The organism is Bilifractor porci, assembly GCF_009696005.1.
GTDB lineage: Bacteria > Bacillota > Clostridia > Lachnospirales > Lachnospiraceae > Bilifractor > Bilifractor porci.
This window is the reverse complement of sequence record NZ_VUMV01000001.1, coordinates 493,646-518,524: the sequence shown is the minus strand read 5'-3', so window position 1 is coordinate 518,524 and position 24,879 is coordinate 493,646. Positions and strand designations below refer to the sequence as shown.

Below are 24,879 nucleotides of genomic sequence, written 5' to 3'. Positions count from 1 at the left end.
CACGTATGCTCATGATATTTCAGAATAATCAAATAATTATCGAAATTGCGTGGGCGTGCGGAAAAAGTCAACATACGGAGGGTAAACGGGTATGAAGAAAAGAAAAGGAACAAGGTTTCTCAGTATCCTGCTTGCACTTTGCGTCATTGCGACGACAGGCGTAATTTCACCGCTGCATACAGGCGCGGAGTCTGTGGACAGCGCGCCTGTTACAGAAGAGGCATCGCAGGAACAGACAGCAGAAGCTTCTGTCTCCCCGGCTGCGGAGGTTTCCTCTGCGGGTACACAAGAAGCCGCGTCGGAGACAGAAGAAACAGCGGCGGTTACAGAGGAAACGGCGGCGCCGCAGGACGGACAGCAGTCCGTAAGTCCGGCAGCGGCTGAAGAAACACAGCAGCAGGCTGCTGCGGCAGGCAGTTCCACCGATGCAGCGGCATCCGGGGAAGACACCTCTTCCGCGGCCGACGGCACGGAAGCTGCCACGGCAGAAGAACCGGCGGCAAATGCCGCAGAGGAAACACCTGTGGAGGAAGGACAGGAAGAAGCAGTGTCCTATCCGGAGCAGAGCTTTACCGGAACAGCCAATAACGTGACGGTCAACGTCTATGCCCCGGAGGGCGTATTCCCGGAAGGCACAACCATGTCCGTCACCGGAGTTTCCAGTGAGACGGCCATGAGTATTGCCGGCGAGGCGGCGGACAGCGGCACGGAAGTGGTGGACGCCATCGGCGTGGACATCACTTTCCGGGATGCCTCCGGCCAGGAGATCGAGCCGAAGGACGGACAGAGCGTGCAGGTCAGCATGAGCGTGGAAGCGGGCAGCGCCCTCTCCGGCGACAGCTTCTCCGTCGTACATCAGGAGGACACCGGAGCGGTGGAGACCGTCACACAGGAAGCCTCCGCGGACGGCGCAGTGTTCACGGCGGACGCGTTCTCCATCTATGTCATCACCGGTGCCGGAACCGCACAGCAGACTCCGGCGGTAGAGACATGGAACTTCTACGGAGCGGACAACACGACGCTTCTCTCCACACAGAGCGTGAAAAACGGAGAGACGATCGTATCTCCGGAGACGCCGGAGAAGGACGGCTATCTCTTCCAGGGCTGGGCGTATTCTGTGGAAAGCGCAGCATCCGGTATGGTGGATGTAACCGCCTTTACAACCAGGACGGTGGACGTATCCATTCCGCAGACGATCAATCTGTACCCTGTGTTCAGCCAGAAGCTGTATGTATTCTTTACGGATACCTACGGGCGGGTATGGCAGACAAAGGAAGGAAAGGAAGGAGATAAGATTTCCACCTCTGACGTCACCCTTCCGCTTGGCTCGGAGAAGTCCGTCACCGGATGGTATACGGACAGCGCTCTTGCAGGTGAGGCAGTTACAGAGGTCACGCTGGATAATTCTGACGTCAAACTTTATCCGAAGGTGGAGTCTGGACATTACCTGTTCTTCTCCTCCGGGGAAGGCGCCTCCTATGTGGCTCCGCAGTTTGTCTCCGCGAATGCCGTAACAGCGAAACCGGCAGATCCGACCAGAAGCGGCTACACTTTTGTGGGCTGGTCCGCCTCCCAGAATCCTGCCACGGCGGATTACACATTCGGCGGAAACCTCACCGAGAACACAACGGTCTACGCGGTATGGGAAGCAAAGGCAGATACGAAGTACACGGTTATTTACTGGAAGCAGTCGGTCAACGACGATAAGAATAAGAATGCTGACGACAGCCAGAAGACCTACGATTACGCGGGTTCCGATACCAGAACTGGAACCAGCGGGCAGACGGTTTCTCCAATGAGAAGTGACCAGAACAAAGGCTATACAGGATTTCATTATAATTCGTCCAAATCGGTAGCTGTCACCATCAACGGAGACGGCACCACTATCCTGAATGTCTACTACGACAGGAATACGCTGACGATTGATTTTTATAAGTACAGCAGGAACTGGATAGGAGGGACATGGACGAAGGATGATACGTTTACCGGTCTCTACGGACAGACACTGGCTCAGAACGGATATACCTGGCCGTCGGAATACGATTGGTACAATAGAAGCGAAAGTAATCGGCTGACATTTCTGGATGCTTTTATCTTTGATAATCTTGAACCTTATGGGGATGCAACCAGCATCAGCTTGTACAGATACGACAGCAGTGGCTTGTATACCATCAACCATTATAAGCAGAACTTGGACGGAACTTACAGCAACACTCCAACGAACTCTACCAATACAAGGACTGGAACTTTTTACTTCAGCAATAAATATAATGGCTTTACTATAGACAGCTATTACACGTACGGTATGGACAGATGGGAGCCTGCATCTGCCGGAGAAAGCACAGAGTATAACTCGAACCTGTATATCCTTTATAGAAGAAACTCGTATCCTCTTTCTTTCTATAATTATAACAGAACGGCGAAAACGGAATCAGTGCTTTATGAGGCTTCCCTGAAGTCCTACGAATCCTATGTGCCGGAGAGACCGTCGGATCTTTCGGATGAGTTTACTTTCGAGGGCTGGTACAAGGATCCGGAGCTTACACAGAAATTTGATTTTAATCAGACCATGCCGGCGGGCGGTATCACGCTCTACGCGAAGTGGGCGGAGCCGACCTACAACGGGACAGTGCATCTGACCATCGATGGAAGCGGAACATCTACCGGCCTTACCATCGGTTACGGCGCGACCATCAGCGAGGCAGATATGCCTACCGTAGTGGATGCAGACGACAAAACCGTGTTCCAGGGAAATGACAAGAATACGGTGACCCTTCCCAAAGATGTGGACTGGATCGGCTGGGCGACAAAGGACGGCACACAGTACACCGCCTTCCATTTCGCGACGCGGATTTACAGTGATATTACGCTGTACCCGTATTACGTGAGCAAAACCAAATATACGGTGACATACGATGTGAACGGCGGAAGCGGAACGGTCGCAGACAGCAAGAATTACGCGAGCGGCGCTTACGCGGACATCCAGTCCGGGGATGGTGTCACGGCGCCGGAAGGAAAGGCTTTCCTGTACTGGAATACAGATAAAGAAGGCAACGGAATTTCCTACTATCCGGGCGATAAGCTTCAGGTAACCGACAAGGTAACACTTTACGCGGTTTACGGCGATCCGGCCGAGACCACCAGCCTTACCTACAAAACCAACTATCCGGCGGGCTCCGGTCTGGAGGATGCGGATAAGCTGCAGTCTGTAAACGAGTCGGAGACACTGCAGAATAACGCCTCTTTCCAGGCACTTACGCTTACGGACGCGGGATTTCCGGTGCCGGAAGGATATTATTTCACCGGGTGGAATACCGAGGAGAGCGGCAGCGGAACCTCCGTGGCAGCGGGCACGAAAATCCTGGTGGACGCGAAAGGAACCAATACACTCTACGCACAGTGGGAGAAAAAGCAGGCGGTTGTCCTGACGGTGACAGGAAAGACAGCAAGCGTTCCCTATGACGGAAAGGAACATTCGGTCAAAGGGTATACCACTGCCATCACCGTGGACGGGGTGGCGGCCACCACTCTTCCGGGAAATCTGCAGCTGGATGAGACAAAAGCGAAAGACAAGGCAGCATCCGGTACAGACGCAGGTACATATTCGATCGGACTTGTGGAGGGAGATTTCTCCATAACCGGAAGCGATCTGGAGAGATACAGCGTAACTGTGCAGGTGACAGACGGCAGCCTGGCAATTCTGCCAAGAACCGTCACCCTGACGTCCGCAAGCGCGAAAAAACAGTATGACGGAACCGCTCTCACGGCGCCGAATGTGACAATCGGAAGCCTTGGCTTTGTCAATGGAGAAGTAACATCCATTACGGCGACAGGTTCGCAGACAGCGGTAGGAACATCAGATAATAAACCGATAGAAATTGTAAAGGGAACAAATTACAAAGACAGCAACTATGAGATTACAGAAGATTACGGCACGTTGACAGTGACGCAATCCACAGCTGCCTTTACCATCACGGCGAAAGGCGCGGAAAAGACCTATGACGGGACGGCTCTTACCGAAAACGGCTATACCGTAACCAAACCGCAGGGATTCGAGAAATTCGAGGTGACTGCAGTTGTCAGCGGAACCATTACGGATGCCGGAACTGCGTATAATATCGTTGATTCCTACACGATTAAAGATCCGTCCGGAAAAGACGTTACCAGAAATTTCACAAATGTAACAACAGTAAAAGGAACCCTGACGGTCAAATGCAGAGAGGTGACGCTGCACTCGGAGTCGAAGGAAAAAGAGTACGACGGCACAGCGCTCACGGCTCCGGCGGTGACGACCAGTGACCCCGCATTTGTGGACGGAGAGGTAACGGACATCAAGGCGATCGGAACTATCACGGATGTCGGCTCTGTTACAAACACCATTTCCTATACGGGAACGGAAAAATTCAAGGCGGCTAACTACGACATTAAGCTGGATGAAGGAAAGCTGACGGTAAGCAAGAGCTCGAAGAAAATTACGGTTACAGCGGAAAGCGCGGAAAAAACCTATGACGGGACAGCATTGACAAACAACAAATATGAGGTAGACGGTCTGCCGGATGGCTTTAGCGTCAGCGACGTAACGGTCACCGGTTCGGCTACCAATGTAACCGACACCAAATCCGGAAACAATGTAGTGACTGGCGGGAAAATCCTGAATGCTGAAGGCAAGGATGTAACCGAGTATTTTGCCAATATCACACGGATCAACGGCACGCTGAAAATCCTTCCGCGCCAGGTAAAGCTTACCTCCGCGACGGACAGCAAGAAATACGATGGAGTTCCTCTTACCAACAGCACGGTCACAGAGGGCGGCGACAAGTTTGTATCAGGAGAAGTAATAGATCTGAAGGCAACTGGAAGCCAGACAGAAAAAGGTACTTCCAATAACCCGATTTCCTACAACACGGTAACGGGTAAATTTAGGGCTGAAAACTATGAGATTGAGGAGGTTATCGGGACGCTGACCGTCTACGCCGCCGACACAGAGCTGGTTCTTACGGCTCCTTCCGGAACCTGGGAGTACGACGGAACAGTGCATTCCACAGGAAATAACGTGACGACTACATGGCCTTCCGCAGATGACGCGGCGAAGTATACGGTTTTCGCAACGGTGTCCGGCTCGGTGAAGGATGTCGCAGACGGAACGGTAGCCAATGTGATTGATACGAGCAGCATTAAAATTACGGATAGCACCGGCAAGGATGTAACCGGTAATTTTGATACGTCTAAGATCAAAACAGTAAACGGAACGCTGAGCGTCTATGCGCGCCAGGTAACGCTGACATCCGAGAGTGCGGAGAAGCCCTATGACGGAACCGCCCTTACCGCGCCGGATGTGACGGTCAGCGGCAGCGGCTTTGTAAAGGGAGAAGTATCGAACCTGAAGGCGACCGGTTCTGCCCTTACGACAGATGACGGAGAGGTTATAAACACTATTGAGTGGACTGCAGGAAAGAACTTCGATTCCAGGAACTATACGATCGTAAAGCATGAGGGCAAGCTGAAAATCACGCAGAATCAGGCGGTCATCACGGTAACGGCAGGAAGCGCAACCAAGGTCTATGACGGAAAAGTGCTGACTAATAGCGCGGCGACAGTCACCGGGCTGCCGAAAGGGTTCACAGCGACGGTTACGGTGGAAGGCTCTGCTAAAAAAGTGTCAGATACAACAACCGGAAACAATAAGGTGGCAGCAGTTAAAATTACCAAAGACGAGAAGGATGTCACCAATCAGTTTGCGAACATTACAAAGAAGGACGGAACCCTGACCATTACGAAACGTCCGGTTACCCTGAAGTCGGAATCCGGTTCAAAGCCCTATGACGGCACCGCGCTGGAACTGCCGAAGGTAACAATCACCGGAGACGGCTTTGTGGACGGAGAAATCGCAGAGGGAAGCATAAAGGCGACCGGTTCGATAACAGAGGTCGGGTCGGTAACAAACAGCATTACTTACAGCCCGAAGCTTCTTGGAAACTTTGATGAAGACAATTACGTGATTACAAAGGAGGAGGGAACCCTTTCCATCAGCAAGGCGGAGATCGCGTTCCGTGTTACGGCGAACAACCATACCTGGCCTTATGACGGGAAGGCACATACGGACAGCGGATACACAGTGACCATTCCGGATAACTACAAAGAGACTTATGGAAAATTTACGGTGGAAGCTGTTGTGGAAGGCTCCGTGACGAATGTAACGAAAAAACCGGTGGCAAATAAAATCACGAACGTAACCGTGAAGGAGAAGGACGGTCTTCTCTCGAAGGACGTAACAGGGCAGTTCGACATAGATGATATGATTCTGGTGGACGGTGAGCTGCAGATCAGCCCGGTGAAACTTACGCTGACATCGGATTCCGGAACGAAGGAGTACGACGGAACGCCGTTGGAGCTTCCGAAGGTGAAGGTGGAAGGAAGCATCATCAAAACGAATGACAAGGCGCAGATTACCAACATCCGGGCGACCGGAAGCGTCACCGGTGTGACAACCGACCCGATTCCGAATACGATCGCCTATGACACCTCGGAGGATTTCATTCGGGATAACTACGTGATTATAATGAAGGAGGGAACACTTACCGTCACAAAGAATACCAAGGCAGAGATTGTCTTTACGGCGAAAGACGCAGCAAAGACGTACGACGGAACACCGCTTACGGAACCAGGCGTGGAGGTGAAAGGACTTCCTGATGGGTTTACAGCCCAGGCGGAAGCAGGAGGAAGCATTACCAATGTCGCGCAGACCGCGGAAGGAAACAACCCGGTTGTCAAAGCCATTATTCTGGATAAAGACGGGAAGAACGTCACTGACTGGTTCAAAAATGTTACAAAGACGGCCGGAACGCTGACCATCACACCAAGAGAAATTACGCTGACCAGCGCCGATGCTAAGAAACCCTACGACGGCACCCCGCTGGAAAAGAAAGAGGTTACGGTCACCGGAACACACGGACTGGCGGATACGCATACCATAGAGTACACGTTCACCGGGTCGCAGACCTATGTGGGCTCCAGCCTCAACACCTTTACCTATCTCATAAAGGATAAAGAGGGCAATGTCATTCCGGCGTCGGAAGTGACGGCGGCTTCCAAAAAGAGCAGCCGGGCGGCCGTACAGGATAGCGTACAGAAAGGCAATTATAACATCACAGTTGTGTACGGCACGCTGACGGTAACAGATAAAGTGGAGCCGGGCGTTGTGGTGACCAAAAATCACGAAGAAAAAGCGTACCAGCTGGGCGAACAGATTGTCTTTGAAATTAAAGTGACCAATATTTACGACACCGCGCAGACCATTACGCTGACCGAGCAGGATGGCGTGGTATTTACCGGACCGGACACCTTTACTGACGTGCAGCCCGGAGAGAGTGTGACAACGAGTGCGTACCATGTGGTCAATGAAGAGGATCTGGCAAAGGGAAGCTACACCAACACGGTAAAGGCGGCCTTTAAGGAGGCCGAAAAGACCTGGGAGGGAACGGACGAAGAGGATCAGTTTGCGCACCTTACCTTGGCAAAGGAAGTGACCAATGCTCCGGCTAACGGAACTGCCTATGTCAATGGCGAGACCGTCAATTACCGGATCACGGTGACTAACGACGGAACCGCAAAGCTGTACAGCCTGAATATCGCAGATGTTATGACCGGAGACGAGTGGAACAATATACAATCACTGGCGCCCGGCGAGAAGCTGACGTTTGAGACCTCCTGGAAGGTGACAGATAAAGATGTAGAAAATGGCTATGTACGCAACCAGGCAGTCGGCAACGCGAAGGATGCCAATGATAACTATGTAAGACCGCAGCCGGCTTCGGTGCAGGTTCCGGTGCAGAAGGCAAAATCGAGCCTGTATGTGGAAAAGACATCGGATAAGGACAAAGCAGTGGAACTGGGCGAGACGATTCACTACATCATCCGCGTGGTGAACAACGGCAATACGCCGGTTTCAGACATCGTTGTAACCGATGAAATGACCGGGGACAGCTGGGATGCCGGAACACTGAAGCCGGGAGAGGACAAGACCTTCCGGACGGAATATGTGGTAACGGAGAAAGACATCCTGGCCGGAAGCGTGAAGAACGTAGCTCTGGCGGACGGCAAAGATCCGAATGGAGACAAGCCGGATGTCACGCCGGGAGAGAAGGAGGACAAGACAGTTCCTGAAAATTCACATCTGACGTTGACAAAGACGACCACAAGCAGCCCGAAGAACCGCTCCGGCTACGCGGCGGGAGAGACCATCCGCTACCGGATCGAGGCAGTAAATGACGGAAATCTGACGCTGACAGACGTGGAAGTGAAAGACCCGCTGACAGGAGAGACCTGGAAGGTGGAAAAGCTGGCGCCGGGAGAGAAGCAGACATTTGAGACGAAATACACGGTAACCGAAAAAGACCAGAATGCCGGCAAGGTCGTCAACGAGGCGACAGCAAAAGGAAAGACGCCGGGCAGCTCGGAGCTTATCGTAGTTCCCGGAAAGACGTCCGATCCGGTACTGCCGAAGGCAGCAGCGTCGGTGACGGTCTCCAATACGGTTCAGACCGGAGATCCCACGCAGACAGGCGCTTATCTGGCAATGCTGTTTGTGGCGGCAGGAGGAATCCTTGTCCTGGCCAGGAAGAAAAAGAAGGAACGCAGAAAATAAAAATCCGCAAAAAAGGATAACAGGTAAACCATGAATCGCCGGGCGGACCGGCACACCCGCGGCAGCTGCCGCGGGGCAGACAAAGGCTGAAGCCGGCGGCTGCCATCCGAGAAAACCCTCAGCACAGGGTTCCGGACGGCAGCCGTGTTTTTGTTTCTCCTTCCATTTTAGGAAAGATGTGCTAGAATAAACATACGCCGGCGCAGGCGGACACCTGGTATGCCTGCGGGACAAGGCGGTTTTATAAAAGAGATACGGAGGTAAGTGTCATGAAGAAATTTGGAAAATTTGTTCTTGCCGGCATGGCTCTTCTTGCGGCAGTTGGAGTGGCAGAGACTTTCAGAAAGATGAAAAAGGAGAAAGAAGAGGACATCACCGGAGATTTCCGCAAGGAGGAAAGCCCGGAGACGGAAACCGGCAGCAAAAAAGATTCCGGTCAGTGCGGATGCGCGTCAGGGTGCGTGGCGCCGGAACAGGACGCGGGGCAGGCGGCGGAAGCGGCCAGGGAAGACCGCAGGCGGAAGGTAAGAGATCTGGACAACGATCCCTTCTGCCGGCTGTTTGACGAGCTGTGTAAATAAAGAAGGATGGGCAGATACGTATAGAAAGGATTCCGGTTATGTGGCTTGCGGATCAGTGGAAGGATTATGAGGTTCTGGATACATCGGAGGGGGAAAAGCTGGAACGGTGGGGCAGCTATCTCCTGATCCGTCCGGATCCGCAGGTGATCTGGACCGCCGAAAATAAGGATAAGAGATGGAGGCATCCCAGCGCCCATTACCACAGGAGCAGCAAGGGAGGCGGCGAATGGGAATTCTTCGATCTTCCCCGGCAGTGGAGCATTCACTACAGGAACCTGACCTTCCACCTGAAACCGTTCAGCTTCAAGCATACCGGCCTATTCCCGGAGCAGGCGGTCAACTGGGACTGGTGCGCGGAACAGATTCGGAAGGAAAGGGAAAGCAGGAGGCGGGAAGGCATTCTGGATCAGCGCCCGGTAAAGGTGCTGAACCTTTTTGCCTACACAGGCGGAGCCACGGTTTCCGCCGCCGCCGCGGGCGCCCATGTCACACATGTGGACGCTTCCAAAGGCATGGTTACCTGGGCAAGAGAGAATGCCGTTTCCTCCGGCCTGGCGGACGCGCCCATCCGGTGGCTGGTGGATGACTGCACACGGTTTGTGGAGAGGGAAATCCGCCGGGGGAACACCTACGACGCGGTCATTATGGATCCGCCCTCCTACGGCAGAGGACCCAAGGGGGAGATCTGGAAAATGGAAGAGCAGATCTATCCGTTTATCCGGCTCTGTGCGAAACTTCTGAGCGACAGAGCTGTGTTCTTCCTGGTCAATTCCTATACAACGGGGTTGGCTCCCTCCGTCCTTACCTACATGCTTCATCTTGCCTTGCGTGACAGGGAGAAACAGCTGAAGGGAACTTATGAGGTACAGGCATCGGAAGTCGGCCTTCCCGTCACATCTACCGGGCTGGTGCTTCCGTGCGGTTCCGCGGGCAGATGGTTCCGGAAGGGTGGGGCTTGTTCTTCTTGACGGGACACAGGGCTTCGATTATAATGTGCGTTGTTACAACAAGACGTGATTTTTAAGGGGAAACATCTGATTTTATGAAAAAATTATCCAAAAATCTGGTGGGCATGGTCATGCTCCTTGTCCTGCTGGTGCTGCTGCTGGCCGGCGTATATATGTTCGGCATGTGGCATTTCAAGACGCATTTCTTCGGAGGGACAAAAATCAACGGTGTCAGTGTCGGGGAGCTTACGGTGGACGACGCAAAGTATCTCCTTCAGAATGAGCTGCGCAATTATACCCTTACCTGCGAGGAGCGGGACGGAAGCACCGAGACGATCACCGGGGACGAGATCTATATGCAGTACGTAGACGACGGCTCCCTGCAGAAGATCATGGACGGGCAGAAAACAGGACTCTGGCTGCTGTATATGGGGATCGGGAAAAACTACAAAGTTCCCATGGGCTTTACCTACGACAAAAATTCCATTGATTCCGTACTGGACGATATGAAGTGCATGGACGCGGGAAACGCGGAGGCGCCCACGGATTCCGCCGTTGTGGATAACGGGACAAGCTTCGAGGTTTCCGAGAGTACGCAGGGGGACACCCTGGACCGGGAAGCAACCAAAATGGCGATCATCAGCGCGATTGAGAACTGTCAGACAACCATCAACTTTGACCAGCTGAATCTGTACGAGACGCCCAGCCTGAATTCGGACAGCGCCACCCTGCAGGGAGACGCGCAGGCGCTGAACAAGATGCTGGAGACGAATATCGTCTACGATTTCTCCGACCGCACCTACACGGTGGACGCGGAAGTAGTCCGGAATTTCCTGACCAGAGACGGAAACGGCAGTTATTCCCTGGATACGCAGAAGGTCCGCGACTGGGTTGCGGATATGGCTTACGATACCGATACCTACGGCCTGGCGCATCAGTTTACCACCACCTCCGGCAAGACCATCACGCTGGAAAAGGGCGGCGACTACGGATGGTGCATCAATCAGGAGGCTACGGTCCAGACCCTTCTGAAGTACATTCAGAACGGCACGCAGGACACGGTCAAGCCGATCTACACCTACACGGCCAAGGATCGCTCCACCAACGACATCGGTGATACCTATGTGGAGGTCTGCATCGAGAAGCAGGAGATGTGGTGCTATAAGGACGGGGTTTTGGTTGTGGATACCCCGGTAATCACCGGAAACCACGCGGCAGGGCTGGACACGCCTTCCGGCTGCGTCTGGGCGATCGACGGAAAGAAGGCGGACGCCGTCTTTACCGACAATGGAGGTGTGAAAGTCAAATACTGGCTTCCGTTTGTGGATTCCTGTGGAATCCACGATGCGTCCTGGCGGACAGAGGCCATGTTCCAGAACAAGGAACTCTGGAAAACCAACGGCTCTGACGGCTGTGTCAATACACCGACCGAGGCCGCCGGAGAAATCTTTGACGTGATGGATGTCGGCTATCCGGTCATTGTTTACTACAGTGAGGATCAGCCGGTCGGCACGCAGCCGGTCAACGAGATATTACCGGGCTGACAGATGCCAAACAGGGACAGCGCGGCTCTCCTTCAGCTTTTGCTGTTTAGCAGAGGCAGACGGATGAAGTCAGCGCTATTTCCGGGCGGAACGGATGACGCTGCAACGTTATTGTATTGTATAGGCGGAGCAGAAGCCAGACAGTGGCGCGTAAGATGGGGCGTCCTCTGGCAGTACAGCCGCCGATTTGCAGTGTACGCATAACAACAGGTGCCCGATAAAAAATAGAAAAAATCTTTCATAAAAAAAAGAGGCAGGAGAAAAAGACATGAAGATCGTTGTACTCTGTGCGGGAACAAGCACGGAAAGAGAAATTTCCATTATTTCAGGAACCGGCGTGTGCAAAGCCCTTCGCGGGCTGGGGCACAAAGCGGTTCTGCTGGATGTCTTTACCGGGCTGGAGGGGGCAGATCCCGCAGCTGTTTTTGAAGGCGAGTACGATGTCGATCAGGCCGCGGAGCAGATCAGCAGCTGGAACAGCCGGATTCCGGAGTTGAAGAAGGAACGCCGGGTATTTTTCGGGCCGAAGGTGCTGGAAATCTGTCAGGCGGCGGATTTTGTGTTCATGGCTCTGCACGGCTCCAACGGAGAGGACGGCAGAGTGCAGGCAGCCTTTGACCTGCTGGGGATAAAATACAGCGGTCCGGACTATATCAGCAGCGCCATATCCATGGACAAGGCAAGAACCAAGCAGGTGTTCGAGGCGGAGCACATCCCCGCGCCCCACGGCTGCACCGTGTATCGGGGACAGGAGATCCGCACGGCGGCGGAGTACGGGCTGGAATTCCCGCTGATCGTAAAGCCGTGCTGTGGCGGATCCAGTGTTGGAGTCACCATCTGCCACAATGACGGGGAACTGAAAGAGGGACTGGAAAAATCCTTTGCACTGGAACCCGGAGCGGTAGTGGAAGAATATATCGAAGGCTCGGAGTACACGGTGGCGGTGATTGACGGAAAAGCCTATCCGGTCGTGCAGATCGCGCCGAAGCAGGGCTTCTACGATTATAAAAACAAATACGCGGCGGGAGCGACGGAGGAAATCTGTCCCGCGCCCATCTCCCCGGAAAAGACACAGGAGCTGCAGAAGGAAGCGGTACGCGCCGCGGAGGCGCTGGGCGTGACGGTATACAGCCGCATGGATTTCCGGATGCGCGCAGACGGACGCGTTTATTGCCTGGAGGCCAACACGCTGCCGGGCATGACACCCACCAGCCTGGTGCCGCAGGAGGCGCTTGCCGTCGGAATCGACTACGCGCACCTTTGCCAGCTGATGATTGACGTTTCCCTGAGAAAATACGAACAGAGATAGGGCTGTGAAAATGAAAAATCTGACGATAAAAAATATTGCCGCTGTAACAGGCGGCATTTGTTACGGTCTGGAAGAAAAACAGAATCTGGAGGTGTCCGCGGTTGTCACCGACAGCAGGAAGGCGCAGAAGGACTGCCTGTTTGCCGCGATCAAAGGAGAGCGCGCGGACGGCCATCATTTTGTGCGGCAGGTCTGCCAGGCGGGCGGAATTGCCTTGGTGGAAAACCGGGAATGCCTGGATTTTCCCGGAGCGGAGGCGGTTCTTGTGTCGTCCACGCTGGATGCTATCAAGAAAATTGCGGCGTTTTACCTGCGCCAGCTGGCCATTCCCGTCGTGGGGATTGTGGGAAGCGTCGGAAAAACCAGCACCAAGGAGCTTACGGCCTCCGTGCTTTCCCGCGGGTATCGTGTCCTGAAAACAGAAGGAAACTTCAATAACGAGCTGGGTGTGCCGCTGACCATCTTCCGTCTGACACCGGAGGATCAGCTTGCCGTCCTGGAGATGGGAATCAACCACTTCGGAGAGATGCACCGCCTTGCGGAGATCACCTGCCCGGAGACGGTTGTCTTTACCAATATCGGGTACAGCCATCTGGAATTCCTGGGAAGCCGCGACGGAATCCTGAAGGCCAAATCGGAAGTCTTTGACTTTATCCGCCCCGGAGGCCATATCATCTTAAACGGTGACGACGACAAGCTGATTACAGTTCAGGATGTACACGGCATCCGCCCGGTTTTCTACGGGATTAAGAATCAGGAGTGCACGTTCCGCGCCAGGGAGATCCGGTCTCTCGGCTTTTCCGGCAGCTCCTTTGTACTTGTCACGCCGGCAGGAGAAATTCCCGTGACCGTTCCGGCGCCGGGAATTCATATGGTTTATAACGCACTCGCCGCCGCTGCGGCAGGAATAACCTACGGGCTGACTCTGGAGCAGGTGCGCGACGGCATTGCCGCGGCTCCGTCCCTCAGCGGGCGGTTCCAGGTAATCCGCACCGATTACCTGACCATCGTGGATGACTGCTACAACGCAAACCCAGGTTCCATGAAAGCATCGCTGGGGATTCTGGGAACCCTCCCCGGCAGGAGAGTTGCCATCCTGGGCGACATGGGAGAACTGGGAGAGAACACAGAAGCCCTTCACCGGGAGGTCGGCTCATACGCGGGGAAACTCCGCCTGGATCTGCTCTGCACCGTCGGCACCCTTTCCCGAAAGCTTGCGGAGGCAGCCGCAGAGGAAAATCCGGAGCTGTCCGTCCGCTCCTATGACCGGGTGGAGGAACTCCTGGATGTCCTGCAAGACCAGACTGCGGAACAGCCCCTTCTTCAGAAAAATGACACAGTCCTGGTAAAAGCCTCTCACTTTATGAATTTCGGCAGAATTGTGGAGGCGCTGAAAAACTACAGGTAAAGAGCCAACATTTTGCTTTCCAAAAGAGAAATAAAAACTCAGCGAAACTTTTTAGTGAAATTTCGGTGAAATGGCGCGATTTGATTGACGGAATTTTAACAGAAGCATATACTTAAATCTGCGCATAAGTTTCCCTGTTTAGCTTTAGAGAGTTTAGGGGATTCAGACATGCGCCTGAATATGCGCATGACTGAACGCAATACATGACGGAGTTATAGATTAGGTTTTCCTGATGCCCTGATGTTAATACACAGGAATCAATTATTCGTGATGCTTTCAGCAATCGAACACAGCCAGGCGGATTCAGAACCCGAAGAGAGACTAATCAGAGAGGCAGTAGGGCGGGGGAAGTATGGGAAAAAACAACAATCACAGAGCGGATATCATGAGGGCAGCCATAGAGCTGGTCGCTGAAGATGGTATCAGTGCGGTTACAACGAGACATGTGGCAAGAAGAGCGGGTGTATCAGATGGTCTGATGTACCGCTTTTTTAAATCCAAGGAAGAGCTGCTGATTTCCTGTCTGTATCAGATTACGGACGAGTTCACCGGGGCTCTGCACGGATTCATGGAAATTCAGGCGGAAACCGTGACAGAATACAAACAGGAAGTAAGGACGCGCTGGAATGTATTCTTTTCCGTCCTGCTGGAGCATGTCTCCGAAACACTGTTTTTCCATGAATATGCAAATTCCGCCAGTATGATGAAGCTGACCAGGGAGGGAAAATTCCAAATCACGGATTTTACCCGGATGCTGGCAGAAAGACTTGGGGCGGCAAACCTGCAGTTCACCCGTGTAAGTGAAGAGGATATACCTTATTTCTGGCTTTATTTTATTCATGTCTCCATGCTTTTTGCCGTCAGAATTATTCGCGGGGAACTTCCGGACACAGAAAAGAGCAGGGATAAAATATGGGAGATGATCGCAAACGGGATCTCCAGTTTTATTGTCGCGGATCAATGAATGAAAAATAGTTAAAAGAAGAAAAGAAATGCCAGATAAAAAAAGCTTGTGCTGTGAACCGTAATCTGGTATTCTTTTTCACAGACGGGGCATTGGCGCAGCTGGGAGCGCGCCTCCATGGCATGGAGGAGGTCAAGGGTTCAAACCCCTTATGCTCCATCGGATAAGCCCGGAACTTTCCTTTATTTATAAGGGGTTCAGGGCTTCTTCTATGCTAGCATCTAGCAAATATCTAGCATTTTTACATTTTTAATCCGTTCGTCTGAACGCTGCTTCATTTTTTCTGTCACATGCATGTACACGTCTTTTGTGATCTTGCTGTCAACATGTCCCAACCTTCTACTGATTTCTTCCAGCGGTATTTCCGCCTCTGCCAGCAGTGCAGTGTGAGTATGCCGGAGGCTGTGTGGCGTGAGCCTCCTCCCTAAAAGATTCTCTGTATTCTCCCTGAAATATTTTGAAAACACACTATAATTTATATAATCGCCATTATCATCAGAAATAAATAATTTTGTACGATAAACAAACTGAATCTGTCTTTGCTTTTCAAATTTTTTGATTTTCTTGCATAGGGACAAAAGCTCATCCTGCATATAAATGTCCCGGACCGATGTGTCTGTTTTTGCGCTGTTGGTAATCTTGCGGATAACAACCGCATAGGTTTTTGTTACATGTATTACACGGTTAGGAATGTCAACATCAGAATCATCCAGCCCTATCGCCTCACCTATACGCATGCCGGAAAGTAAAAGAAATTCCGTAAGATTTCTCCACCTTTCAATCTTCATCCCTGACAGTAGTTTTGTGATCTCTTCGTGCTCCAGATACTTTTCCGCATCTTTGTAGCGCACTGGTGCGGTTTTTCTCCTGGTCAATTTGCTAATATATGAAATATCAGGCACCAAATCCGCCTTATACGCCCAGTTCATCATAGATTTGAATATTTTTAATCTTCCGTTATACGTCACAGGGTCATCATCCCAGAGTTTTTCACGCACAAGTGGCGCATTTAATCTGCATACCAGTGTATCTCCCCCTAAAAGCTTTTTAACGGTACTCAAGTGCATTTTAGAGCTTGCAGCTGTCTGCGCTTTATATTCCTGTCTCTGCCGTATAATATACTTTTCCATCAGCTCGTCCAGAGTGAGCGTTTCAGAATCCGGCATAATATTAGAGATGTTCTTCTTAATTTTCTCTCTGAGTGCGTCTTCAGCAATTCTTTCATCTGTTTTCTTTCTTCCGGATGGCTTTATGGTGATGGTTGCGGTTTTGGCTTTCCCGGTCAAAGGGTCTTTATATCGTTCGTAATAGCAGACATTTCCTGATTTTAGCTTTTGGCTCCACATAGCATACCTCCTGAAAAATGGGCGCAAAAATAGCGCCGTTGCTTGCAACAGCGCCTCCGGGACTGTATACTGACTATGCGGGTAGCCGGACTTGTTCCGGAGACTTCTGTCCTAGGCTGTTCCAGCAGTCTGGGACTTTTTAGTTTTCTCTAATATTTTTACAATTAGGGTTCGACAGTTGAATAATTAATTGCGTCGCCCATAACGTCTCCCTATAAAGCAAAGAGGCCTTGAAACTTTACGTATCAAGACCTCTAGCGGCCGCTCAGCAGCCATTCGCTAATTGAACTCATTGTATCACAAAAATAGGCCTTGTCAATTGTTAAAATTTGACATTTTCCTTTACAGCTTTCCCCTTGGTAGCCATTATGAAACGCTATTTTCCCTGGGCTTGCCCGGGGTTGTTCGATCAGAGTTTTTACTACTCTTTCCCCAGGGAGAATGCAGGCCGTCAATATGTTCAAATAAGCTATCTTTGATATTCGCCTGCATTGGATCAAGAATAAAATCAATCCCTTCTCGACGCGCCAATTTGGAAGCGGGTACAAAGTCGCTGTCTCCCGCAATCAAAATAATCTGATCAACTTGACGCTTGTAAGACAGCGACGCAATATCTAAACCGATTTTCATATCAACGCCTTTTTGCTGAAAGTTCACTTGGAAATCCTTTTCGGTAAGATCTGCAATGCCTATTTCCCCGGACAATAGGCGTTTAAGCTTTTCACTGTTTAGTCTGTAACTTGCATTTTCTTCCGAGAGCTCACCGAGCCGCAACGCCACTTTGCGTTGCTTTTTTAATTCATCAAAGAAACTGTTCGTCCAACCAAAAGTTTCGGAATGACGAAAGTCAATTCCGCGTTGTAGCAAAGGATGATAAATGGTCTTATCTAATGGAGGACAGTCATAGTAAAAAATACGATAGAGAGTTCTTAGCGGCTCAAATCGTTGCTCATGCTTTAGGTGAGCGTTGCAATATGCGATGAGCTCACTTGCTCTCTTGTCTGGATCCTTTTTCCCCCACAAGTAAGAGGCCCGCTTTCTGTAAAAGCCTCCATCGACTAAAATAGCTGTTTTCATAATATCCCCCCAAAAACGAGTAAAGCCCTAGGTATCGGCGATTCCCGTATCAGTGGGATGCCTAGCACCTAGGGCTTGTTTATGATTTTAAGATAGCACCCAAGGTCAAATTTGTCAATATGGTATAACGCTTAAATACGTGTATATGCGCCATGATGTGTTATGGTGTTGGGTTGTTACAGCTTTCCCCTCACCTCCGTAACCCTTCCAATAACCTTCACCGGCAGCTCCTCGACTTCCTTTTTAGAAAAATACATAGGTGCAATATTGGCATTGTCTGACAGGAGGGCGATTCCATCGGCATATCTCTTAATCCTCTTGCAGGTGGCGTGATCCCCGTTTACGGTGGCGATCACCACATCCCCATCTTCCCACCCCAATTCACTATCAAATATCACGGTGTCTCCGTTTTGGATCCGCGGAATCATGCTGTTGCCCTCGATCCGGCAGGCGCGGACGTGATCTCCGGGCTCCTTGTCATAGTCAATCCACTGCAGGACATCCTCTTCAGCAAAGATCGGCTTTCCTGCTGCCACAGTAGTCAGGACAGGGATGCGGTAGTGGCCGATCGGGATATCAGTGCGGAGGGCATCAGAGATATTTCTTTTTGCATCTAAGAATTTAGCTTCATCTTCTGATAAAAGCCTTGAAATTTTGTTCCAATTTCCATTTAGATATTCCATGTTTACATTAAAAAGGTCGCACAAAGCTTCTCTCATTTCCATTTTGGGCTGTTTTACGCCGCGTTCCCATTGAGATACGGCAACATTTGTGACTCCTAATTTTTCAGCTAAAACTTGCTGAGACCAACCTTTTGATAAACGTAACTGTTTTATCCTATCTTTTATATCTGCATATTCACCCATGTTTAAACCCTCGATTAAATAATGAAAACTTTGGGATTTGTTATTGACAATTATAAACTACTGGTTTATCATAATCAACGTAAACCAATAGTTTATGAAAGGAGGACGAACACAAAGGATGAGTAATACAGCTGAGCGGATAAAAGCTCTAAGACTCGAACACAAAGAGACACAGGCAGACCTCGGAAATGCAATAGGTGTCACTCCAATGGCAGTATCTAAGTATGAAAGTGGGTTATCGGTTCCAAGCGACGATACGAAAGTAAAGCTGGCAAGACATTATAACGTTTCTGTGGAATGGCTATTTTTTTGTCCAAAAGTAAACTAAAAGTTAATATTCAAACAGAAAGGAGGGAAAGAAGTGATTCCAATAATATGCGCAGTATTATTCGCGGCATTAGCAGTCATTTTTGAGATACGTGCATTTATTTACAAAGTGGCAATGCATCAGGCAATCATGGTTTTTACAGCATACATTGAACATCACAAGTATGCTAAGCCAACGCAGGAAGAGATAGACGGATATATAGCGTCTATAAATCACAATGAATTAGCTTCAGTTGTTTTTGGAAAGTCTTCCAATAGCCTCGGAAATTTCGGAAGAAAGTAACTGTGAGGCTATTGGAGAAACCACATTCAATGAAGAGGATCCAACGATCGCGATAACTTTCAAAATTTTTTTCCATCGAGGCATAGGGCGAATGCTATCAATGAACTGATACCCATCATACGTGATACGGAAAACGCTGAGTTCATCAATAGAATTATCACCATAATTACCGATCGTTTGAATAAATCCAGCTTCGTCAAGAACTTTAAGTGTATTTATTGTTTCTGGAATAGCAATATTGGTATCTTCGGAAATTTGTGTGTAGTCGATTTCATCGAATCCATCTTCAGAAACAGTCAGGTTTTCTTCGAGATAAAGAAGGAGTGTGCGTATCGTATCCAAGTTTAGTTTCATACGAAATGTCCTTTTCAAAAATTGAAATTATTCAAATTATACACCATCAAAACGAAAGGAGGTAACCACACGTGGAAGAAGATTCACATGCAAAATTCATTGTAGGATTCCTGCTAGGAATCGTAATAGGGTATCTACTGCTGCGGCTAGTGCTGGTTTGATGCCCATGCACAGTGAAAGAATGATGTCACTTGCGATGCCGGTAAGGACACCGGTCCAGAATTTCTTTGTGTATGCATCGAGCCATACCTCAAACCAGTGTTTGAGATCCAGAGTAATGGTGAAATAACTGTCGTAGGGATCCATGCTGACAATATTGAGTTTTCCCTGCTCGGCAAGACGTTCGATAGATTCACGAATATCTTCCGGCGGGTACTTGAGAAAGACAGACCGATCGAGCTCGTTCGCGTCGCGAACGACGTGGATTTCAGAGGTCTCGTTGGAATGGTACAGCTCAGTGTCGAGCTTCCGGTTTGTCAATTTTAGCGCCGCCTTGGCGACAGCACGATCGCAGCGAATCATATCATCACTCCTTTGTATAGACTCATTACTCAAATTATACATCATCAAAACGAGAAAGGAGGCAATCACATGAAAAGGAAGTATGCGTTCGATGACCAGGATCCTTGGGATATGCTTCGGCATGATTATAAGGTATCGAAAGTAATTTCAATTATTTCCTTGGCAATATCTATTGCGGTAATGATTAAGAAATTATTGCTGTGAGTAATTAAAAAATGGCAGTAAGAATGCTGACAACAAGAGCGGAGGTGAAAAGTATGTTGTATACATACGAAACCAGAAAGCAGCTTTCCAAGAGATACGCCGTCAGCGTATCTACTGTGGATAACCGCCAGAAGGAAATAAAGAAGCTGATCGGGAAGAGATACCCGGAAGAAGCATTCCTGGACAATGGAAGGATTCATAGAATCCGGAGTGATGTTTTCGATGACATCATGATATACGGAGACAGGATTGCCGCCGGGGTAGCGCCGGAATTTGGAGGGAGGGATTAGCCATGAATGCAGAAAAAACAGGAGCATTGATCACCTACGAAAGGTGCAAGAGGCATATATCCCAACTGGCCTTGGCGGCATATCTTGGGATTGACCCGGCAACGCTCCGGAAGATCGAGGGAGGAGAAAAGGTTCCCGATCAGAAAATCCGCAAAAAGCTTGCTGATTGCTTCGGAGCAGAACAATTCGAGGGTTGTTGGGATGATTGTTGAGATTTACCGAGGCAACGGCCTAACAGAATTAATCAATTTGGAGGGGAGCAATGAATATGCGGATTGGATGGAAAAATCATCTAAGGCTGATCAGCCGGGCAGCGGCAACATGGATGTTCCTGATGCCAATAGCAGGAACAATGGGAAGGTCAAGGGGTGTTTTGTTGGTCGCGATGGTGTCGCTGTGCTACTTGACCATCTGTGCGGTTGCAGATGGAAGGGAAAAAAATGACGGAGATTGAGGAATTGAAAGACATCACAAGGCGACTGCGAGACCTGTCCGCCAGGATAGGAAGATCGGTCGAAATAAAAACAACAGTCAATACGGAGGGACAGGCTACCAGCCAGGCGGTTGTAGGAGAATATTCCTTCACTGTTTATTACAGCGGGGATGATTACCTGACGTATGCGTTTGGGATCCGCGGAAGCATCCGCCCTGAATCAGTGCGATGGGGGAGGGAGCCGGAAGGCTGGGAAATAAAATAGGGACACCGCCTTGCCGTGCGGTGCCCCAGGGGGAAGTGTATCACTTCAAAAAGCAATTTTATTGTATGACATTTCCCCGAAAAAGTCAATGGAATCAAGGGCTTAAGACCCTTTTAGAGCTTGATTAGGAGATTAAAGTTAGATACATGCCGTACCGACAGAAAAAATTCATATTCAAAAATGCGATGGAGATCGAGCAGTATCACAGTCCCAGATACGGACCGTCCGGAATCAGGGGTCCGAGAGAAAAGCCGACACCGGAGCAAATGGAAAAGATCAATCACAAAAACAAGATAAGAACCTGCCGGCATAAGCTCCGACAGAATTTTGACATCAACGATTATTTCGTGTGTCTGTCCTACCGGAAGGATGAAAGGCCGGGGGACATGGAGGGCGCGAAAAAGGACTGGCAGAAGTTCATAAAGAAACTAAGAAGGGAATATCGGAAGAGGGACAGTGAGCTGAAATGGATCCGGAACATCGAACTGGGCAGCAAGGGAGCCTGGCATATCCACCTGATTATAAACAGGATACCGGACACGGATGTGATCTTATCCGCCTGCTGGGATCATGGGAGGGTGTGGCACGAGCTGCTGCATGACCGTGGAGAATTCCGTGATCTGGCGGAATATATCACAAAAGACGAGAAATCAGATCCGCGGCTGAAAGAAGCCAGCTATTCAACATCCCGGAATCTTCCAGTTCCCCCGCCGGTGAAAAAAGACTTTAAGAGAAAAACCTGGCCGAAAAAGCCGTGGTGCCCAAAGGGGTTCTACATTGACGAGGACAGCATCTATGAAGGGATTAACCGGATGGGGTTTGAATACCGAAGTTATACGGTGCTCAGATGCAGGAGGATCTAAAAGTGAATGTGAATATTTATATCGGGTTATCCAGTAAATCCCCGCGGAAAGCGGAAAGAAAAATCTGCTACATCCTGGGATGCCAGATACATCGACGGGAAGAAACCCGCGGAGGGGATCCGGAGACGGTAACGGAAACGTGTCATGGTGCAACCATCATAGCAATCAGCCGGGCGCTGAAGAGGATAACCGGACCGTGCATGGTAACCATCTATGCGGAAGATGCCTGGGTGCTGAACATGATAAATAAAAAACAGATGGAGGAGTGGGAAAAAACAGGTTTCCGCAACAAGAAAGGCGCACCAATCCAGCTGCAGAAAGAGTGGATGCAGATATGGTTGATATCCAAAAAGCATGAAATCCAGACAGTAGCCGGAAGGCATTCATTTAGCAGATGGATGGAAGAGCAGATGAAAGGAGAAAAGAATGTTTGAGCATTTTGGGGAAATCGGAAGCGCAGAGCAGCTAAATGAGTTGGCCGAAAACATTCTGAACGAGGGAGACACGGATTCCCTGAAGGCACTGGCAGAGGAAAACGGAATTGACGAAGAATTTGCTGAAGATTTCGCCAATGGGAATTCCGAACAGTTTGTGGACGCAGTGACGGCAGCGGTAGGGAAGATCAGCGTAGAAACAGACGATCTGAAGCCAAAAGGACTGATGGAGGACTGGATCTCCTACATCGAGGCAGAAGTCTTGGAAGATGAAGCGTTGGCAAAGGCCGTCCGGAAGGAAGGGAAAAGCCTGAAAGGCTGTATGGCCTCCCTGCTGGAGGCGGCATTTAAGACCCGTCAGGCTGTCGATAAAGAAATTATGGATAAAGTGAAATTAACCCCGAAGCCGAGCCGCGTGGAATTCGGGGTTCCGGGTATGCGGGAGGCAAAGAAAATCATCCGGGAGTACTATCTGGGAGGCAAGGAATGAAAAAGAAAGAATTACTGGCAGCCATCCCTAAGGAACTCCCAAAACAAAATATGGCCAGGGTAATCAAAACGTCCGAGGGGAAGGCGCTGATGGTTATCCTGCCGGAAAATATATTCCTGATTGATTACAGGGATGTTCATGGATGCGTGCATTTCACCTGGAAGAATGGATATTTGACGTATTACACGGAAATCGGGATGTGGGTAAGGAGGGCCTTCCGGAATATAGACGCAAATACATATCTGGAAGTTAGCGGATTTGATGAAAAATCACATGAGGATGTTGAAAGTTTCACAGGAATAGATGCGAATGTCGGCTATGGAATCAGGAAATTTGAAGAATCCATAGATTATAAAAAATGGGAGCACAGGATGGATAACAGGCAGGCGCGGATAAATAAATGGGCAGCGGAAGCACCAGCACTGCCAAAAGGATTCCTGAAATGGTGTGAAAAACAAATTCCTCAGAAACTGGGAAAGCGGCAGCGGCATGTCCACGGAAAAGAATATATCCAGCTATTCCAGAAATGCCGGACAGGGTGCTATGTCGAACGTATGTTCAGGGTGGAGTATGACATAACCAGGGAGAAACACTGGCACCGGACAACGGAGCTAGTCCGGGGATTCAGTCGGGTTCCAATAGGTAGTTGGGATCGTTGGTATTACGGAGTAATTGATGGCGCCGGCGGGAAAGAACAGCGCTGGTGGGATCGAAAAGGTGGAACGCAGGTAAATAACTGTCCCCAAAAAATGATTTTATACAGTAAAAACCTGAATGAACTGGGATTGCCGACCAATGTGGTAGAAACCCTTAAGGCGATGCACAAGCGAATGGACTACGGAACATTGGCGGTGGCGGCAGAAGAAAATCCGGAACTGGAGAAATTGGCAAAGGGAGGCCTACAGCAGCTGGTCTGCGATACTTGCATGAATAAATACACCAGGGAACAGAAATGGAAGATCGTACGGAAACTGACCAAGAGCCAGCTGCAGAAATTAGCAGAGATAGACGGAGGAATCTACGAGGCGGAAATGCTGGAGGCACACCCAGAAATGACCAGAGAAAGCCTGAAGATGCTACAGGCCTTCCGGGGTGGCGACCGCCGGGAAATCATCAAAGATGTGTCCGAAGGACTGAACATCAATCATGTATTGACGCTGTTGAAAAAAACGAATTCCTGCAGCATGGACAGCATGAGGGAATACCAGGATTATCTTCACATGGCAAGGGCCAGGGGGATGACGGTTACCGATGAAATTGTCTACCGGAACAAGAGGTGGAAATACTTCCACGCGCAATACGTCGAGGAGAAAGAGCAAAAAGAGGATGCAGAACTGAACCGGAAGAACAGCAATATTAGCACAGACTATAGAGTAAACTGCGAGGTCTTCCAGGCTTGCACGGACGGTTACCTGTTCCTGGTGCCGAGAAGCGCCGCCGACATCCGCGTGGAAGGAAATCTACAGCACCACTGCGTCGGCCGAGCCGGCTACATTGAAAAGATGAACCGGCGGGAAAGTTTCATCATATTCCTACGGAAAGCGGAAGAACCGAAGGTTCCATATTATACCATCGAAACCGATGGCTACCGGATTATACAGGCGTATGGAGCCTACGATCGCAAGCCGGACTGGGATACCGTAAACAAATTGCTGCAGGCGTGGATTAAAGAAGTGCGGAAGAGAAAAATGCAGCGGGAAACACAGAGAATAGCCATATAAGGGGGAA

The 24,879-nt window shown here is 50.2% G+C and carries 21 protein-coding genes and 1 tRNA gene; 17 read left to right on the top strand and 5 right to left on the bottom strand.

The features are described 5' to 3' along the window. Positions 1 to 91 precede the first annotated feature (91 nt). From FYJ60_RS02365 to FYJ60_RS02330, 8 genes are all read left to right on the top strand, one after another. Positions 92 to 8,644 (top strand): DUF7507 domain-containing protein, encoded by an 8,553-nt coding sequence (locus FYJ60_RS02365; protein ID WP_154456969.1) that lies wholly within the window; start codon positions 92 to 94, stop codon positions 8,642 to 8,644. Positions 8,645 to 8,913: 269 nt separating this feature from the next. Then, positions 8,914 to 9,225 (top strand): hypothetical protein, encoded by a 312-nt coding sequence (locus FYJ60_RS02360; RefSeq protein WP_154456968.1) that lies wholly within the window; start codon positions 8,914 to 8,916, stop codon positions 9,223 to 9,225. A gap of 38 nt (positions 9,226 to 9,263) precedes the next feature. After that, on the top strand, positions 9,264 to 10,193 hold the full coding sequence (locus tag FYJ60_RS02355; RefSeq protein WP_154456967.1) for a class I SAM-dependent methyltransferase: 930 nt from the start codon (positions 9,264 to 9,266) through the stop codon (positions 10,191 to 10,193). A gap of 74 nt (positions 10,194 to 10,267) precedes the next feature. Then, a complete protein-coding gene (locus FYJ60_RS02350) occupies positions 10,268 to 11,716 on the top strand; it encodes a L,D-transpeptidase family protein (RefSeq protein WP_154456966.1) in 1,449 nt (482 codons plus the stop codon). 268 nt (positions 11,717 to 11,984) lie between these two features. Further along, positions 11,985 to 13,025, top strand: a complete 1,041-nt coding sequence (locus FYJ60_RS02345) for a D-alanine--D-alanine ligase (protein WP_154456965.1) — start codon at positions 11,985 to 11,987, stop codon at positions 13,023 to 13,025. Between the two features lie 10 nt (positions 13,026 to 13,035). Next, on the top strand, positions 13,036 to 14,433 hold the full coding sequence (locus tag FYJ60_RS02340; RefSeq protein ID WP_154457078.1) for a UDP-N-acetylmuramoyl-tripeptide--D-alanyl-D-alanine ligase: 1,398 nt from the start codon (positions 13,036 to 13,038) through the stop codon (positions 14,431 to 14,433). 352 nt (positions 14,434 to 14,785) lie between these two features. Then, on the top strand, positions 14,786 to 15,397 hold the full coding sequence (locus tag FYJ60_RS02335; protein WP_154456964.1) for a TetR/AcrR family transcriptional regulator: 612 nt from the start codon (positions 14,786 to 14,788) through the stop codon (positions 15,395 to 15,397). An 86-nt stretch (positions 15,398 to 15,483) separates the two neighbouring features. Beyond that, positions 15,484 to 15,556, top strand: a tRNA-Ala gene (locus FYJ60_RS02330). A gap of 62 nt (positions 15,557 to 15,618) precedes the next feature. Here FYJ60_RS02330 and FYJ60_RS02325 read toward each other — a convergent pair. The 3 genes from FYJ60_RS02325 to FYJ60_RS02315 all read right to left on the bottom strand — a co-directional run bounded on the left by FYJ60_RS02325 (position 15,619) and on the right by FYJ60_RS02315 (position 18,686). Continuing rightward, complete coding sequence (locus FYJ60_RS02325; protein WP_154456963.1) at positions 15,619 to 16,743, bottom strand: tyrosine-type recombinase/integrase; 1,125 nt, start codon at positions 16,741 to 16,743, stop codon at positions 15,619 to 15,621. Between the two features lie 366 nt (positions 16,744 to 17,109). Further along, a complete protein-coding gene (locus FYJ60_RS02320; RefSeq protein WP_154456962.1) occupies positions 17,110 to 17,820 on the bottom strand; it encodes an NYN domain-containing protein in 711 nt (236 codons plus the stop codon). A 176-nt stretch (positions 17,821 to 17,996) separates the two neighbouring features. Further along, positions 17,997 to 18,686 (bottom strand): LexA family protein, encoded by a 690-nt coding sequence (locus tag FYJ60_RS02315; protein WP_154456961.1) that lies wholly within the window; start codon positions 18,684 to 18,686, stop codon positions 17,997 to 17,999. A 118-nt stretch (positions 18,687 to 18,804) separates the two neighbouring features. Here FYJ60_RS02315 and FYJ60_RS02310 point away from each other — a divergent pair, with 118 nt between their 5' ends. Next, entirely contained in the window at positions 18,805 to 19,014 is a 210-nt protein-coding gene (locus FYJ60_RS02310; protein WP_205838926.1) for a helix-turn-helix transcriptional regulator, read from the top strand. A gap of 228 nt (positions 19,015 to 19,242) precedes the next feature. Here FYJ60_RS02310 and FYJ60_RS02305 read toward each other — a convergent pair whose 3' ends face one another. Further along, complete coding sequence (locus tag FYJ60_RS02305) at positions 19,243 to 19,650, bottom strand: DUF2513 domain-containing protein (RefSeq protein ID WP_154456959.1); 408 nt, start codon at positions 19,648 to 19,650, stop codon at positions 19,243 to 19,245. A 96-nt stretch (positions 19,651 to 19,746) separates the two neighbouring features. Continuing rightward, positions 19,747 to 20,172: a hypothetical protein gene (locus FYJ60_RS02300; RefSeq protein ID WP_154456958.1), complete on the bottom strand. Its 426-nt coding sequence runs from the start codon at positions 20,170 to 20,172 to the stop codon at positions 19,747 to 19,749. Between the two features lie 257 nt (positions 20,173 to 20,429). On the opposite strand from FYJ60_RS02300, the gene FYJ60_RS02295 reads away from it, so the two are divergent. The 8 genes from FYJ60_RS02295 (at position 20,430) to FYJ60_RS02260 (ending at position 24,872) form a co-directional block, all read left to right on the top strand. After that, positions 20,430 to 20,666, top strand: coding sequence for a hypothetical protein (locus tag FYJ60_RS02295; protein ID WP_154456957.1), 237 nt, complete (start codon positions 20,430 to 20,432; stop codon positions 20,664 to 20,666). A gap of 2 nt (positions 20,667 to 20,668) precedes the next feature. Next, positions 20,669 to 20,878, top strand: a complete 210-nt coding sequence (locus FYJ60_RS02290) for a helix-turn-helix domain-containing protein (RefSeq protein ID WP_154456956.1) — start codon at positions 20,669 to 20,671, stop codon at positions 20,876 to 20,878. Next, positions 20,868 to 21,110 (top strand): hypothetical protein, encoded by a 243-nt coding sequence (locus FYJ60_RS02285; protein ID WP_154456955.1) that lies wholly within the window; start codon positions 20,868 to 20,870, stop codon positions 21,108 to 21,110. The genes FYJ60_RS02290 and FYJ60_RS02285 overlap by 11 nt, the downstream gene beginning before the upstream one ends. Further along, a complete protein-coding gene (locus FYJ60_RS02280; RefSeq protein WP_154456954.1) occupies positions 21,107 to 21,364 on the top strand; it encodes a hypothetical protein in 258 nt (85 codons plus the stop codon). Before FYJ60_RS02285 ends, FYJ60_RS02280 begins: the two co-directional genes overlap by 4 nt. 146 nt (positions 21,365 to 21,510) lie before the next feature. After that, positions 21,511 to 22,227 (top strand): rolling circle replication-associated protein, encoded by a 717-nt coding sequence (locus tag FYJ60_RS02275; protein ID WP_154456953.1) that lies wholly within the window; start codon positions 21,511 to 21,513, stop codon positions 22,225 to 22,227. A gap of 2 nt (positions 22,228 to 22,229) precedes the next feature. After that, complete coding sequence (locus FYJ60_RS02270; RefSeq protein WP_154456952.1) at positions 22,230 to 22,661, top strand: ribonuclease H family protein; 432 nt, start codon at positions 22,230 to 22,232, stop codon at positions 22,659 to 22,661. After that, positions 22,654 to 23,151, top strand: a complete 498-nt coding sequence (locus FYJ60_RS02265) for a hypothetical protein (protein ID WP_154456951.1) — start codon at positions 22,654 to 22,656, stop codon at positions 23,149 to 23,151. The genes FYJ60_RS02270 and FYJ60_RS02265 overlap by 8 nt, the downstream gene beginning before the upstream one ends. Next, on the top strand, positions 23,148 to 24,872 hold the full coding sequence (locus tag FYJ60_RS02260; protein WP_154456950.1) for a PcfJ domain-containing protein: 1,725 nt from the start codon (positions 23,148 to 23,150) through the stop codon (positions 24,870 to 24,872). Before FYJ60_RS02265 ends, FYJ60_RS02260 begins: the two co-directional genes overlap by 4 nt. Positions 24,873 to 24,879 lie beyond the last annotated feature (7 nt).

What these genes read in the sequence shown, in the direction of transcription:
- FYJ60_RS02365 (WP_154456969.1), top strand. Translation starts at nt 92, where the DNA reads ATGAAGAAAAGAAAAGGAACAAGGTTTCTCAGTATCCTGCTTGCACTT.
- FYJ60_RS02360 (WP_154456968.1), top strand. Translation starts at nt 8,914, where the DNA reads ATGAAGAAATTTGGAAAATTTGTTCTTGCCGGCATGGCTCTTCTTGCG.
- FYJ60_RS02355 (WP_154456967.1), top strand. Translation starts at nt 9,264, where the DNA reads ATGTGGCTTGCGGATCAGTGGAAGGATTATGAGGTTCTGGATACATCG.
- FYJ60_RS02350 (WP_154456966.1), top strand. Translation starts at nt 10,268, where the DNA reads ATGAAAAAATTATCCAAAAATCTGGTGGGCATGGTCATGCTCCTTGTC.
- FYJ60_RS02345 (WP_154456965.1), top strand. Translation starts at nt 11,985, where the DNA reads ATGAAGATCGTTGTACTCTGTGCGGGAACAAGCACGGAAAGAGAAATT.
- FYJ60_RS02340 (WP_154457078.1), top strand. Translation starts at nt 13,036, where the DNA reads ATGAAAAATCTGACGATAAAAAATATTGCCGCTGTAACAGGCGGCATT.
- FYJ60_RS02335 (WP_154456964.1), top strand. Translation starts at nt 14,786, where the DNA reads ATGGGAAAAAACAACAATCACAGAGCGGATATCATGAGGGCAGCCATA.
- FYJ60_RS02325 (WP_154456963.1), bottom strand. Translation starts at nt 16,743, where the DNA reads ATGTGGAGCCAAAAGCTAAAATCAGGAAATGTCTGCTATTACGAACGA.
- FYJ60_RS02320 (WP_154456962.1), bottom strand. Translation starts at nt 17,820, where the DNA reads ATGAAAACAGCTATTTTAGTCGATGGAGGCTTTTACAGAAAGCGGGCC.
- FYJ60_RS02315 (WP_154456961.1), bottom strand. Translation starts at nt 18,686, where the DNA reads ATGGGTGAATATGCAGATATAAAAGATAGGATAAAACAGTTACGTTTA.
- FYJ60_RS02310 (WP_205838926.1), top strand. Translation starts at nt 18,805, where the DNA reads ATGAGTAATACAGCTGAGCGGATAAAAGCTCTAAGACTCGAACACAAA.
- FYJ60_RS02305 (WP_154456959.1), bottom strand. Translation starts at nt 19,650, where the DNA reads ATGAAACTAAACTTGGATACGATACGCACACTCCTTCTTTATCTCGAA.
- FYJ60_RS02300 (WP_154456958.1), bottom strand. Translation starts at nt 20,172, where the DNA reads ATGATTCGCTGCGATCGTGCTGTCGCCAAGGCGGCGCTAAAATTGACA.
- FYJ60_RS02295 (WP_154456957.1), top strand. Translation starts at nt 20,430, where the DNA reads ATGTTGTATACATACGAAACCAGAAAGCAGCTTTCCAAGAGATACGCC.
- FYJ60_RS02290 (WP_154456956.1), top strand. Translation starts at nt 20,669, where the DNA reads ATGAATGCAGAAAAAACAGGAGCATTGATCACCTACGAAAGGTGCAAG.
- FYJ60_RS02285 (WP_154456955.1), top strand. Translation starts at nt 20,868, where the DNA reads ATGATTGTTGAGATTTACCGAGGCAACGGCCTAACAGAATTAATCAAT.
- FYJ60_RS02280 (WP_154456954.1), top strand. Translation starts at nt 21,107, where the DNA reads ATGACGGAGATTGAGGAATTGAAAGACATCACAAGGCGACTGCGAGAC.
- FYJ60_RS02275 (WP_154456953.1), top strand. Translation starts at nt 21,511, where the DNA reads ATGCCGTACCGACAGAAAAAATTCATATTCAAAAATGCGATGGAGATC.
- FYJ60_RS02265 (WP_154456951.1), top strand. Translation starts at nt 22,654, where the DNA reads ATGTTTGAGCATTTTGGGGAAATCGGAAGCGCAGAGCAGCTAAATGAG.
- FYJ60_RS02260 (WP_154456950.1), top strand. Translation starts at nt 23,148, where the DNA reads ATGAAAAAGAAAGAATTACTGGCAGCCATCCCTAAGGAACTCCCAAAA.